The sequence below is a fragment of the Clostridium sp. RTP31139st1_H3_RTP31139_211217 genome, from assembly GCF_040227035.1.
Lineage (GTDB): Bacteria > Bacillota > Clostridia > Clostridiales > Clostridiaceae > Clostridium > Clostridium saudiense.
The window spans coordinates 51,596-64,388 of record NZ_JBCOAB010000006.1 but is presented as its reverse complement, the minus strand read 5'-3'; the positions used below and the strand labels follow the sequence as shown (position 1 = coordinate 64,388).

At 28.7% G+C, this 12,793-nt stretch carries 14 protein-coding genes and 1 pseudogene; all 15 read left to right on the top strand.

Annotation, left to right across the window (positions count from 1 at the left end):
• Nucleotides 1-58: 58 nt before the first annotated feature.
• The 15 genes and pseudogenes from ABUA17_RS04260 to recO all read left to right on the top strand — a co-directional run bounded on the left by ABUA17_RS04260 (nucleotide 59) and on the right by recO (nucleotide 12,792).
• Nucleotides 59-1,237 carry an O-antigen ligase family protein gene (locus ABUA17_RS04260; protein WP_042396401.1) on the top strand — a complete coding sequence of 393 codons (1,179 nt, stop codon included), beginning with the start codon at nucleotides 59-61 and terminating at the stop codon, nucleotides 1,235-1,237.
• Between the two features lie 144 nt (nucleotides 1,238-1,381).
• Nucleotides 1,382-2,323, top strand: a complete 942-nt coding sequence (prmA, locus tag ABUA17_RS04255; RefSeq protein WP_042396398.1) for a 50S ribosomal protein L11 methyltransferase — start codon at nucleotides 1,382-1,384, stop codon at nucleotides 2,321-2,323.
• 21 nt (nucleotides 2,324-2,344) lie between these two features.
• Nucleotides 2,345-3,106 (top strand): RsmE family RNA methyltransferase, encoded by a 762-nt coding sequence (locus tag ABUA17_RS04250; RefSeq protein WP_042396396.1) that lies wholly within the window; start codon nucleotides 2,345-2,347, stop codon nucleotides 3,104-3,106.
• Nucleotides 3,106-4,410 (top strand): tRNA (N(6)-L-threonylcarbamoyladenosine(37)-C(2))-methylthiotransferase MtaB, encoded by a 1,305-nt coding sequence (gene mtaB / locus ABUA17_RS04245; protein ID WP_042396395.1) that lies wholly within the window; start codon nucleotides 3,106-3,108, stop codon nucleotides 4,408-4,410. Before ABUA17_RS04250 ends, mtaB begins: the two co-directional genes overlap by 1 nt.
• Before the next feature lie 159 nt (nucleotides 4,411-4,569).
• Nucleotides 4,570-4,914 (top strand): histidine triad nucleotide-binding protein, encoded by a 345-nt coding sequence (locus tag ABUA17_RS04240; RefSeq protein ID WP_042396394.1) that lies wholly within the window; start codon nucleotides 4,570-4,572, stop codon nucleotides 4,912-4,914.
• A 123-nt stretch (nucleotides 4,915-5,037) separates the two neighbouring features.
• Nucleotides 5,038-5,214: a 30S ribosomal protein S21 gene (gene rpsU / locus ABUA17_RS04235; RefSeq protein WP_003441547.1), complete on the top strand. Its 177-nt coding sequence runs from the start codon at nucleotides 5,038-5,040 to the stop codon at nucleotides 5,212-5,214.
• 82 nt (nucleotides 5,215-5,296) lie between these two features.
• Nucleotides 5,297-5,673, top strand: a pseudogene (locus ABUA17_RS04230) (GatB/YqeY domain-containing protein); the annotation flags it as partial.
• 118 nt (nucleotides 5,674-5,791) lie between these two features.
• Nucleotides 5,792-6,070, top strand: a complete 279-nt coding sequence (gene yqfC, locus ABUA17_RS04225) for a sporulation protein YqfC (protein ID WP_042396392.1) — start codon at nucleotides 5,792-5,794, stop codon at nucleotides 6,068-6,070.
• A gap of 7 nt (nucleotides 6,071-6,077) precedes the next feature.
• Nucleotides 6,078-7,217, top strand: a complete 1,140-nt coding sequence (yqfD, locus tag ABUA17_RS04220) for a sporulation protein YqfD (protein ID WP_195948615.1) — start codon at nucleotides 6,078-6,080, stop codon at nucleotides 7,215-7,217.
• Between the two features lie 29 nt (nucleotides 7,218-7,246).
• Complete coding sequence (locus tag ABUA17_RS04215; protein WP_042396389.1) at nucleotides 7,247-9,310, top strand: HD family phosphohydrolase; 2,064 nt, start codon at nucleotides 7,247-7,249, stop codon at nucleotides 9,308-9,310.
• Nucleotides 9,311-9,431: 121 nt separating this feature from the next.
• Nucleotides 9,432-9,932: an rRNA maturation RNase YbeY gene (gene ybeY, locus ABUA17_RS04210; RefSeq protein ID WP_042396387.1), complete on the top strand. Its 501-nt coding sequence runs from the start codon at nucleotides 9,432-9,434 to the stop codon at nucleotides 9,930-9,932.
• Nucleotides 9,933-9,953: 21 nt separating this feature from the next.
• Complete coding sequence (locus ABUA17_RS04205) at nucleotides 9,954-10,655, top strand: diacylglycerol kinase (protein WP_042396386.1); 702 nt, start codon at nucleotides 9,954-9,956, stop codon at nucleotides 10,653-10,655.
• A 78-nt stretch (nucleotides 10,656-10,733) separates the two neighbouring features.
• Nucleotides 10,734-11,135: a cytidine deaminase gene (locus tag ABUA17_RS04200; protein ID WP_042396384.1), complete on the top strand. Its 402-nt coding sequence runs from the start codon at nucleotides 10,734-10,736 to the stop codon at nucleotides 11,133-11,135.
• A gap of 9 nt (nucleotides 11,136-11,144) precedes the next feature.
• Nucleotides 11,145-12,035, top strand: coding sequence for a GTPase Era (era, locus tag ABUA17_RS04195; protein WP_042396383.1), 891 nt, complete (start codon nucleotides 11,145-11,147; stop codon nucleotides 12,033-12,035).
• Nucleotides 12,036-12,042: 7 nt separating this feature from the next.
• The gene (recO, locus tag ABUA17_RS04190; RefSeq protein WP_042396381.1) at nucleotides 12,043-12,792 is read left to right on the top strand and encodes a DNA repair protein RecO; all 750 of its coding nucleotides are present in this window, start codon (nucleotides 12,043-12,045) and stop codon (nucleotides 12,790-12,792) included.
• Nucleotide 12,793 lies beyond the last annotated feature (1 nt).

The window sequence follows — 12,793 nt, the reverse complement described above, 5'->3', positions numbered from 1 at the left end:
TATACTTATGCAGTTATATGTTTTTTTTTTTGTAAATAATAAGAGTTGGTGGTAAATTATGATATATTATATTATTATGATAGTTTTTTCACCTTTTACAGCTATTATACCAGCTGTATTTGCTGTGAATTTATTGATTAAAGGAAAGATAAAAGTAGAAATGAATTATTGGAATATAGGGTTGTTCTGTTTGTTTATATATTCTATGGTTAGTGGAATAGTAAATAAAAGTATTTTATCTTTTATAGCATCATTTGGTTTCTTATTGTATTTTGCATTATGTATATTTGCTCAGAATTATTTTGTTAAAGTAAGTAGAATTAATACAGTATTAAAAACAACGGTATATTTGAGCACTATTGCTGCTATAGGAGGCATTATAGAAAAAATAGCATTTACATTAGTTGGAATGCCAGAACATAGGATTTTTAGTTCCTTTGGAAATCCTAATATGACAGGTGCATGGTTTGGTAATATAATTTTAATAATATTTTATCTTAAAGGTACAAAAAAGGATAAAAGTGAAGGGGTAACTTATAATATTATAATTGTTTTAATAGTGATAGCATTGATGTTAACGGAATCATCAGGTGCTTTTATAGCATTAGTAGGTGGAATATTTATATATTACTTGATGAAGGAAAAAAAAGATTTTAAAGGATTAATTGCTATTTCTATAACAGTAAGTATATTGGCAATTTTATTTATGACAGTTCAGAATAAAGTTGCAAAAACAACGCCTATAGGAGAAATTGTAACATCATTTAATTCAAGGGTTGGAATCTGGAAAGGTGCAATTCAGATGTTTTTAGTAAAACCAATTTTAGGGTGGGGTTTGCTTGGAACATTTGAACATGGATCAAATTTTATTTTTAAAGATGATCCTACTTTACAAAATAAAATTATTTCATTTTTAATTCATCCACATAATTTATGGCTTGCTTTTTTAGTTGGTGTAGGTGTAGTAGGATTAGGAATTTATTTATATGTGAAACTAAATTTATATAGAGATATGATAAAATTATATAAGCAGCATAATAAGTTGTTACCGTTAATTGCATCTATAAATGCTATGGTAATTATTCAAGGAATTGTTGATTGTACATTATATGCACCACAGTTAGGGATAATATTTGTATGTACAGGAGCAATTACGTATAATATGGCTAATGATAAAATGATAAGAAAAGCTAGGTTCATAAAAAGTAAGAAAAGTAATAAAGATATTGTTGCTTGAAAAGGATAAATAGTGGATAACTATAAATAAATAAATAATTCATAGTTATCCTTTTTCTATATAAAATTCTATAGACTTTATGTAAACATATGTGTAAAATATAGTATTAGTCAAAGAGAAAAGATTTGAAAGGATGATTCATAGATGGATGGAACATGGATAGAGGTTAGAGTAATAACTAAGAGTGAGGCATTAGAACCAATATCAGGAATATTTTATAGCTTAGATTGCAAAGGGGTTGCAATAGAAGATCCAGAGGATATTTTAGGAAGAGAACAAGGACCATTAACTTGGGATTTTGCAGATATAAATGTTTTAGAACATAAAGGAAAGGTTGCAGTTGTAAAAGCTTATTTTGCAGAAGAAGATAATATTGAAGATGTTTTAGAGTATGTTAATGAAAGATTAACAGAGCTTAAAGAAATGGGTCTTGACTTAGGTGAAGCTAAGGTTGAGCATGAAAAAATGCATGAAGAAGATTGGGCAAATACATGGAAACAATATTATAAGCCTACAAAGGTTGGAGAAAAAATAGTAGTTAAACCTATTTGGGAAGAATATGAAGCTAAAGATGGTGAATTAGTAGTTGATTTAGATCCAGGAATGGCTTTTGGTACAGGTACACATGAAACTACTAGAATGTGTATTCAATCATTAGAAAAGTATGTTAAAGAAGATAGTACTGTATTTGATGTTGGATGTGGTTCTGGAATATTAGCGATTGCAGCTGCAAAATTAGGAGCTAAATTAGCTGTAGGAGTAGATTTGGATCCTGTAGCAGTAGAGTCTTCTATTGAGAATGTAGGATATAATAAGTTAAAAAATATAGAAATACTTCATGGAAATTTAGTTGAAGTTATAGATGGAAAAGCAGATATAGTTGTTGCAAATATTTTAGCTGAAATAATTTGTATATTAACTGATGATGTTAAAAGAGTACTTAAAGATGGTGGTGTATTTATTACATCAGGTATAATACATGATAGAGTTGATATGGTTTGTGAGAAGCTTGAAGCAACTGGATTTGAAGTTATGGAAAAAAATAGAGATGGTGAATGGAACTGTATAGTTGCCAAGTTAAAATAGTTTTTAGGAGAGAATAAAATAATGCATAAATTTTTTACTCCAAAAGAATTAATTAATGGAGATGTAGCTAAAATCATAGGTGATGATGTAAAGCATATATATAAAGTGCTTAGAATTTCAGAAGGTGAAAAAGTAGTATTAAATAACTGTGAGGGAGCAGAATATTTAGCGAAAGTTACAAATGTAAGTAAACAAGAGGTGTTACTTGAAATAATAGAAAAGCTTGACTTAAATAATGAAAGTGATATTAAAATTTATTTATTTCAAGGGCTTCCAAAGTCTCAAAAGATGGATTTGATAGTTCAAAAAGGTACAGAATTAGGGATAACAGAGTTTATACCAACAATTACTCATAGAGTAGATGTTAAATTAAAAGGTGAGTTTAAAAAATTAGATAGATTAAATAGAATTGCACTTGAGGCTGCAAAGCAAAGTAAAAGAAGTATTGTTCCAAGAGTAATTGAGCCTTTGGAATTTGAAGATGTATTAGGAAAAATAAATGACTTAGATTTATTTATAGTTCCTTACGAAAATGCAGAAAATTTTGGTGTTAAGACTTTAATAAACAAAATCAGAAGTGAAGAAAAGGCTAGCGATATAAAAAGTGTTGGAATATTTGTAGGGCCAGAAGGCGGAATTGAAGAAGAAGAAATAGAAAAGCTAAAAGAAAAAGGTGCTCATATAGTAACCCTTGGAAAAAGAATATTAAGGACTGAAACGGCTGGGTTTGTTGCAACAGCGTTAATACAATATGAGCTAAGTGATTTAGGAGGAAATGATTAATGAAAGTTGCATTTGCTACATTAGGTTGTAGAGTTAATGTGTATGAGTCAGAAGCTATGGCTGAAAAATTCATTAGAGAAGGATATGAAGTTGTAGATTTTAATGAATTTTCAGATGTGTATGTAATAAATACTTGTACAGTTACTAATATGGGAGATAAAAAATCTAGACAGATAATAAGTAGAGCTAGAAGAACAAATCCAGATGCAATAATTGCAGCAGTTGGATGTTACTCTCAAATGGCACCAAAAGAAGTTTCTGAAATACCTGGAGTAGATGTAGTTTTAGGTACGAGAAATAAGGGCGATGTAGTATATTACGTTAATAAAGCTAAAGATGAAGGGCAACCACAGGTTCACGTACAACCAGTACTTCAAAATAAAAAGTTCGAAGATTTAAAAATCGAAGATTATCAAGATAAAACAAGAGCATTTTTAAAAATTCAAGATGGATGTAATAGATTTTGCACATACTGCACAATACCTTATGCAAGAGGTTCTGTTTGCTCAAAGGATCCTGATAAGGTGTTATCAGAGGTTAGAGAACTTGCAGCTCATGGATTTAAGGAAATAATACTTTCAGGAATACATACAGCTTCTTATGGATTAGACTTAGAGGGTAATATAAATTTAATTAACATAATAGAAGAAATAGAAAAGATTGATGGAATAGAAAGAATAAGAATAGGATCTATTGAACCTGCATTCTTTACTGATGAAGTAGTTGAAAAGATTAAAGGATTTAAAAAATTATGTCCACACTTCCATTTATCTCTTCAAAGTGGATGTGATGCAACACTAAAGAGAATGAATAGAAGATATACTGCTGAAGAATATGAAGCATCAGTTAATATGTTAAGAAAAACATTACCTGATGTATCTATTTCAACAGATGTAATTGTTGGATTCCCAGGAGAAACAGAAGAGGAATTTAATGAAACATATGAATATTTAAAGAGAATTCATTTAACTAAAACTCATGTATTTAAATATAGCCCAAGAAAGGGAACAAAGGCAGCTGATATGCCAAACCAATTAGATGGAACTGTTAAAGAAATGAGAAGTAAGGCATTAATAGAATTAAATGACATTAATGAACATGCATTTACAGAAAAGTTCATTGGAAGAGTAATGGACGTATTAATAGAAAAAGAAGTTAAAGATAAGCCAGATTTCTACGAAGGATATACAAGGAACTATATTAAAGTTATAGTACATTGCATGTCAGCTAATATTACTGGTAAAATAGTAGATGTTAAGATAGAAGAAGCTGTAAAAGATTATGCTATAGCAAGCATGGTTTAGGATAGTTAAGAGTTAGGAGTGTATAGTTAATAGTTCATTTTAACTATTAACTATTAGCTATTAACTGGTTAAAAGGGAAACTCCTTCTCTTGAAATCGAAGGAGTAACTTCAATTAGACAAATTGAAAATTTGGAGTTTCAGTTAAAGGAGGTGAGTTTATGGGAGATTGTTTATTTTGTAAAATAGTAGCAGGTGAAATACCATCAAAAAAAATATATGAAGATGATAAGGTCTTAGCTTTTTATGATATAAGTCCAGCTGCTCCTGTTCATTTTTTAGTTATACCTAAAGAGCATATAAGTAGTGCTAATGAATTGGATGAAAAAAATTCCAATATAGTTTCACACATATTCATGGTTATCAATAAAATAGTAAGGGAACTAAATATTGCTGATTCAGGCTACAGAATTGTCAATAATTGTGGAGCAGATGGCGGTCAAACAGTAAATCACTTACATTTTCATGTTTTAGGTGCACGTGAATTGAAATGGCCACCGGGTTAATAGAAAAATAGTATAAATAATATTGACATTTTCGTAATAATTATTGTATAATACAATATGTGTTATTAAGCCCGTAGCTGAGTTAAAGATACTAATTTGAGCTAGCGGAGGGAGGGATAATAGATGTCAGAAATCAAAGTTGGAGAAAACGAAACACTAGAAAGTGCATTAAGAAGATTTAAGAGAAAATGCGCAAGAGCTGGGGTTCTTTCAGAAGTTAGAAAGAGAGAACATTATGAAAAACCAAGTGTTAAGAGAAAGAAAAAATCAGAAGCTGCAAGAAAGAGAAAATTCAAGTAGTTTTTAATTTTTAAAAACGGTATTTAAGTATGCCAACAATAAGAGAAGGCTGCAAGAAAACCGAAAAATATTAAATTTTAAAGTGATTTTAGAATTAATTTTAGAGGTATATATTCTGCATATTGCTAGTAAAAAGACCTGCGGTGTTACGCTTGAGGACGATAAGGTTATAGAGATATTAGCAAAAGAAGTCAAGCAATGTAATTTAATGCTTGAATTTGAAAAGGGAAATAGACAGGATTCTATAAAAGAGGATAAATCTTAATTTGGAATCTTGCTAGGTTACCTTCCTCAGCAATTAAGTGAAGAAGATATTTTACGAATTGTAAAAGAACAGCTACAGAATTGGGTGCATATAGCATGTAAGACATGGGTAAACTTATGTCAGCAGTTAGACCAAAGGTTGTAGATAGAGCAGATGAGAATCTTGTAAGTCAAATTGTTAAAGAGTATTTAAATAGTAAATATAAAAAAAGAACTCAATGTAAATTGAGTTCTTTTTTTTTTATTTTTGTGATTTTCTTTAAAATTAAATCATAAGGTACAATGAGAGAGTATTTGAAAAAGGGGAGAAGTTATGGAAAAGAAGTTTAATAGAGGAAAAGAGATGTTAGTAGAAAAACTAGATCTTCCTAAAGATGTGATTTTAGATGTACCAAAGATTATTGTTATAGGAAGAAATGAAATAACTATAGAAAATCACAAAGGAATAATGGTATTTGAAAAAGATAGGATAAAGATTAATACTAATATGTCACCTATAGAAATAAAGGGCAATAGTTTTGAAATATTGTATATAGCATCAGCTACAATAACTATTAAAGGTTATTTTGATTCAATTGAATATGTGAGGTGAATGATAAATGGCTTTTGATAAGATAAAAAAGGGAAAAATATTAGTTGAAATTAAAATCGTAAATACCGAAAGATTATTAAATGTATTTTGGAGTAAAAATATAAGAGTATATAAAATAAAAAGAAAAGATGCAGCAACACTAGTATTAGAAATAGATTATTTGGATTATGCTAAAGTTAGGGAGATTATTGTAAATTTAGGTGGCAGAATAAATATTATAAAAAGTAATGGGTTTGTATTTTTTTTAGGTGGTATCAAAAAAAGAATGTCATTAGCAATTGGATCTGTACTTTTTTTAGGAATAATATTTTATTTATCTACTTACATATGGTCTATAGAAGTAGAAGTTCAAAAAAATATTCCTCCATTTGAAATTAGAAAAGAATTAAGTGAAATAGGAATAAAGCCTGGGATATCTAAAGATTCTATTGATGTAAAAGAGATAGAAAAGAAATTAGAAAATATGAGCAATGAAATATTGTGGCTTAGAGTAAGGATTGAAGGTTCTACATTAAAAGTTACAGTTGAGGAAAAGATTAATCCTCCACAAGCTGAAAATTATGAATATGGGAATCTTGTAGCCACTAGAGAAGGAGAAATAAAGAGAGTATATACATTTGCTGGAAGAAGTGCTGTGAAAGCAGGTCAATTAGTAAAAGCAGGTGATGTTATAATTGAAGGTATTGATGGGGCTGAAGGTGGGGAATATATTTTGCCGCCAAGAGGAATAGTGATTGCAAATACGTTTTATGAAAAATCTATAAATGTAAAAGTTAGTGGTACTTCTTTAGAAAGAAGTGGAAGAAAAGATAGTGATATTTATATATCTATTTTTGGTAAGAAAATATACTTGAAAAAGGCTATAAAAGATTTTGAACAATATGATAAAATAGAAAAGAGTGGAAAAATATTTAATAAGGTGTTATATTATGAGAGAGTAGAGAAAGAAATTAATTTATCTCAAGATGAGGCAATTGAAAATTCGGTTAAAGAATTAGAAAACTCATTGTTAAATGATTTAAATAGAGATGCAAAGATAGTTGATAAATTAATAGATAATGAAATGCAGGATGAAGAGAATTTATTAGTAAAGGTAGTATTTGTTGTAGAGCAAAACATAGTTAGTGAAGAAACCGTAGGCTATTAAAATTAGGGGAAGATGAGAAGGTGAACTAAATGAAAGATAAAAGTGATGTTTTAAAAAAGGCGCATATGGATAAGTGGAAAAGAATATTTTTATTTACTATTACAGCTATTTTCATTTATTTTATAATGTTGACCGTTGTCACACCAAAGAGATATAAATTAAATGAAGGTGATATTGCAACAGTAGATATTAAAGCACCACGAGATATAATTGATGAAGAAGCTACTAAAGCTAAGGAACAAGAGGTTACGGCAAAGGTAGAAAAAAAATTTACACTTAAAAATGAAATTAAAATAGAAGCAAGTGAGAATATAAAAAGCTTTTTTGATAAGTTAATTAATTTGAAGAGTAATGATATAGACGAAAAAAGTAAGATAAGTGAGTTGAAAAAAATAGATGCATTTAAGCTTTCAGATGCAGAGTATAAAACTTTGCTAGATTTAAATGTAGATAAGGACACAGAATTACAATGGATAGCATTAACTGCTATAGATAAGGGTTATGAAAAGCAAATAGAAGAAGATAATAGCGAGGATATAGCAGAAGCAAAAACAATTGTTGATGATTATTTATCGAGTCAAGAGTTAGAGTCAAATATTGAAGTTATTTTAAGAGAAATGTGTGAAAGTCAAATTAAAGCTAATTATTTTTTTGATCAGTCTAAAACTGACGAAGCTGTAAAAGAAGCATTAAAAAGTGTTTCTAAGGTGATGATTAAAAAGAATCAAACTATTGTTAAAGAAGGAGAGCCGATTACTCAGCAACAAATAAATATTTTGGCAGAACTAGGCCTTGTAGGAGAGGATTTAAGTAAAGATTATATTTATACTTATATAATATTAGCCTTTTTTGTTTTATTTGTATTAGGAATGCAGTATATGTATCTAAAAAAAGAAAAGAAAGAAATCTTAATAGATACAAAATTAGTATTTTTAATTTTATTATTAAATTTATTATCAGTAATTTCGGCAAGAGTATTTACGTTTGTATCATTATTTATAATACCAATAGCTTGTGCTCCTATACTTATGACTGTATTTTTAGATTCAAAGATTTCTATTGTAATAAATTCTTTAAATTTATTGTTTGTAGCAGTTATTGTTGGATTTGATCCACAGGTGATTTTGATTGGGATTGTATCAACTATAGTATCGTCAACTACATTGAAGAAAGTTAGTCAAAGAAATGATATACTATATTCAACTGTTTATGTAGCAGCTGCTGTTGCTGTTGTAATTTTATCTAGTGGAATACTTTTATCTAATAATATAAAACAAATATTATTGGATGTGATATTAGCTGTATTTGGAGCATTTATTTCAGGAATTCTAGCAATGGGGTTATTACCATTTTTAGAATCAAGCTTTAGTTTAGTTACTAATATGAAGTTATTAGAATTGTCTAATCCTAATAATCCATTATTAAAGAGATTATTAATGGAAGCACCAGGAACATATCATCATAGTGTAATGGTAGCTAATTTGGCTGAAGTTGCAGCGGAAGAGGTAGGAGCTAATCCTATGTTAGTTAGGGTAGGAGCCTATTATCATGATGTAGGAAAAATCAAAAGGCCATTTTTCTTTGGAGAAAATCAATTAGGAGGTACAAATCCTCATGATAAAATTTCACCAACATTAAGTACTACAATAATAATTTCACATGTTAAGGATGGTTTAGAGTTAGCTAAGGAATATGATATTCCTAAGGTAGTAAGTGATATGATTGTTCAGCACCATGGAACTACATTAGTAAAGTATTTTTATTATACTTTAAAAAATAGTAGTGAGAATCCAGATGAGATAAGAGAGGAAGATTTTAGATATCCAGGACCAAAACCTCAAAGTAAAGAAGCTGCAATTATTATGATGGCAGACAGTGTTGAAGCTGCTGTAAGATCAATTCAAGAACCAACATTAGAGAAAATTGAAGATATGGTAAATAATATTGTTAAGGATAAAATGAACTCTAATCAATTAAATGAGTGTGATTTAACATTTAGAGAACTAGAAGTTATTAAAGCTTGTTTCTTAAGAGTTTTAAAAGGTATTTATCATCATAGGATAGAATATCCAACTGAAAAGGGGAAAGAGTAAAAAGGGAGGGAAACCTCCCTTTTTATATAAGTTGCGAAGTTCAAATAAAAGACGTATAATGAATAAACGCAAGCAATAATAGTACACATATTATATGATAAGTATAAGGAAGGGAGAAAGTATGTTATATACTGATAATAGACAAAATTCAATTGAGGTAACAGATGACTTAATTAATATTATTAATGAAGTGTGTGATGTGGCATTAAAAGATGAAGAAGTTACAATCCCATATCAAATTTCACTTTTGTTTGTAGATAATAATGAAATAAGAGAAATAAATAATGAAACGAGAGGGATAGATAAAGTAACGGATGTATTATCTTTTCCTATGCTAGATTATCCTGAAAATATGGTATTTAAAAATGTTTATAAAAATAAAAAATTTAATGAAATATATTTAGATGGAGAAGAATTAGTACTAGGTGATATGGTTTTATCATTAGAAAGAGCTAAAGAACAAAGTATAGAATATAATCATTCTTTTGAGAGAGAGGTTTGTTATTTAGTAGTACATTCAATACTTCATTTATTAGGATATGATCACATGAATGATGAAGATAAAGCTAAAATGAGAACTAGGGAAGAAGAGATATTAGGTAAATTAAATATAAAGAGATAGATATGGTAAGAGGGTGAATTTATGGAGATGAAAAAGTTGTTAGAGAGCTTTAATCATGCAATTAATGGGGTAATTGATGCTGTTAGAACACAAAGGAATATGAAAATACATATTGTAGCTTCAATAGGAGTACTTATAGCATGTTTTTTCTTTGATATTTCTAAGGCAGAATTTTTAGCATTAGCAATTACAATTACAATGGTAATTAGTGCTGAACTTGTAAATACAGCAGTAGAAGCTGCTGTAGATTTAAATACTAATTATTATCACCCATTAGCAAAGGTGGCTAAAAACACTGCGGCAGGAGCTGTATTGGTAACAGCAATAAATGCATTGTTAGTAGGATATATTGTGTTTTGGGATAAATTATCGAATTTTTCTTATGAGGTAGTATATAAGATTAAACATTCAGAGCCATATATGATTTTTATTGCGTTAGTAATAGTTATATTAGCAGTATTAATAATTAAGGCTATATTTGGTGAAGGTACACCCCTTAAAGGAGGAATGCCAAGTGGGCATAGTGCATTGGCATTTTCAATATCAACAGCTATTTCGCTTATAACTGAAAAACCTATTTGTATTATATTAGCTTATTTAATGGCATTTATTACAGCTCAAAGTAGGGTTGATTCAGAAGTTCATACTGTTTTTGAAGTAATTGTTGGTGGTGTGTTAGGAATTTTATTAACATTATTAATATTTACTATATTTAAATTATAAAGTTAGTTATAAATATTTAGTTTTTATGAGATATTAAAATTAATATATATGATATACTATTTAAATGGAGGAATAAGAATGGAATATAGAGAATTAATTTTAAGTGCATTAGAAGCAAGGGAAAAAGCTTATTGTCCATATTCAAATTTTAAGGTAGGTGCTGCTGTACTTTTTGAGGATGGAAAAATATATGATGGAAGTAATATTGAAAATGCTTCTTTTGGTGGAACAAATTGTGCTGAAAGAACAGCTATTTTTAAAGGTGTTCATGAAGGGAATAGAGAAATTCAGGCTATAGCAGTAGTTGGTGATATAAAAGCATATACTTATCCGTGTGGAATATGCAGACAGGTCATTGCTGAATTTGCTAAAGATGAAAAGATACCAGTAATAATTATAAAGAATGAAAATGACTATATAGTGAAAACTTTTGAAGAAATACTTCCAGGTGTTTTTTCGAAGAAGGACTTAAAAGGCTAGGAGGATAAAATGTTTAAATCAGGATTTGTAACAATAGTAGGAAGACCAAATGTAGGAAAATCTACATTATTAAATGAAATAATGGGGGAAAAATTATCAATAGTATCTAATAAACCTCAAACAACAAGAAATAATATTCAAACTATATTAACTGGGGATGATTATCAGTTAGTTTTCGTAGATACTCCAGGTATACATAAGCCTAAACATAAATTAGGTGAATATATGGTGAATTCAGCTAAAGATTCAATAAAAGAAGTAGATTTAGTATTGTTTTTAGTTAATCCATGTGAAGAAATTGGTAGAGGAGATAAGTTTATATTAGAAGCTTTAAAAGCTCAAAAGGCACCAGTTTTCTTAGTTGTAAATAAGGTTGATGAAAATTCACATGATAAGGTTGCAAAAACTTTAGAAATGTTTTCTAAGGAATATAATTTTGAAGAATTAATACCAATATCAGCACTAAAGGGGAAAAATGTTGATTCATTAGTAAAATTAATGGTTGATAAAATGCCAGAAGGACCACAATACTATCCAGAAGATATGATTACTGATGTTCAAGAAAGATTTATTGTAGCTGAAATTGTAAGAGAAAAAGCTTTAAAGAACTTAAGAGATGAGGTACCTCATGGAATAGCTGTTGATGTTATTCAAATGAAACAAAACGAGAAAGGTACATATCATATTGAGGTAGACTTGATTTGTGAAAAAGATTCACATAAAGGAATAATAATAGGTAAAAACGGAGCAAGTTTAAAGAAGATAGGTGAAACTTCAAGATATGAAATAGAAAGATTCCTTCGTGCTAAAATTAATTTAAAGATTTGGGTTAAGGTAAGAAAGGAATGGAGAGATAACGGACTTCTACTTAGAGAATTAGGATATAAAAAAAATAAGTAGATAGGAGTTGATTATTCTGTCTATTACAAAAACTAAAGGTGTAATAATTAAATCGATAGATTATAAAGAAAATGATAAGCTAATTTGGGCATATTGTGAAGAGTTAGGGAAAATAACATTCATAGCAAGAGGTGCTAAGAAAAGTAAAAGTAAAAACTTAGCACTTACATTACCATTATGTTTTGCAGATTATATATTTTTCAAGGGAAGAAATTTATATAATTTACAAGAAGGAAGAATTATAAATTCATTTCAAGGATTGTTAGATAATTTAGATAAATTAACATATTCATCATATATTTGTGAATTAATAGATATTTGTGTACAAGAAGGAGAAGTAAATAAAAACTTATTTAGAGATTTCATCACATGCATATATTTATTAAATACAGATGCTATGGAGTATGAATTATTAATAAGAGCTTTTGAACTAAGATTGCTTAATGCTACTGGATACGGTTTGCAATTTGATAAGTGTTCTATATGTAAAAAAGCAATTAATACAAGTGATTATATTTCTTTGTCATATTTTGGTGGAGTTTGTGATACATGTAATAAAGAACATGGAATATATATATCAAGGGCGGGATATAATGCTCTTAGATTTTTAAGTAATACACCAATGGATAAGATATATAGACTAAATGTTACAAAAGAGGTTAAGCAACAAATTGAAAAAGTAACAACGTTTATAATTAATTCAAATTACTCAAGAAAGCCTAAAAGTTTAGAAATGTTAAAATATATAAAGGAGTAGA

What these genes read in the sequence shown, in the direction of transcription:
- ABUA17_RS04260 (WP_042396401.1), top strand. Translation starts at nt 59, where the DNA reads ATGATATATTATATTATTATGATAGTTTTTTCACCTTTTACAGCTATT.
- prmA (WP_042396398.1), top strand. Translation starts at nt 1,382, where the DNA reads ATGGATGGAACATGGATAGAGGTTAGAGTAATAACTAAGAGTGAGGCA.
- ABUA17_RS04250 (WP_042396396.1), top strand. Translation starts at nt 2,345, where the DNA reads ATGCATAAATTTTTTACTCCAAAAGAATTAATTAATGGAGATGTAGCT.
- mtaB (WP_042396395.1), top strand. Translation starts at nt 3,106, where the DNA reads ATGAAAGTTGCATTTGCTACATTAGGTTGTAGAGTTAATGTGTATGAG.
- ABUA17_RS04240 (WP_042396394.1), top strand. Translation starts at nt 4,570, where the DNA reads ATGGGAGATTGTTTATTTTGTAAAATAGTAGCAGGTGAAATACCATCA.
- rpsU (WP_003441547.1), top strand. Translation starts at nt 5,038, where the DNA reads ATGTCAGAAATCAAAGTTGGAGAAAACGAAACACTAGAAAGTGCATTA.
- yqfC (WP_042396392.1), top strand. Translation starts at nt 5,792, where the DNA reads ATGGAAAAGAAGTTTAATAGAGGAAAAGAGATGTTAGTAGAAAAACTA.
- yqfD (WP_195948615.1), top strand. Translation starts at nt 6,078, where the DNA reads ATGGCTTTTGATAAGATAAAAAAGGGAAAAATATTAGTTGAAATTAAA.
- ABUA17_RS04215 (WP_042396389.1), top strand. Translation starts at nt 7,247, where the DNA reads ATGAAAGATAAAAGTGATGTTTTAAAAAAGGCGCATATGGATAAGTGG.
- ybeY (WP_042396387.1), top strand. Translation starts at nt 9,432, where the DNA reads ATGTTATATACTGATAATAGACAAAATTCAATTGAGGTAACAGATGAC.
- ABUA17_RS04205 (WP_042396386.1), top strand. Translation starts at nt 9,954, where the DNA reads ATGGAGATGAAAAAGTTGTTAGAGAGCTTTAATCATGCAATTAATGGG.
- ABUA17_RS04200 (WP_042396384.1), top strand. Translation starts at nt 10,734, where the DNA reads ATGGAATATAGAGAATTAATTTTAAGTGCATTAGAAGCAAGGGAAAAA.
- era (WP_042396383.1), top strand. Translation starts at nt 11,145, where the DNA reads ATGTTTAAATCAGGATTTGTAACAATAGTAGGAAGACCAAATGTAGGA.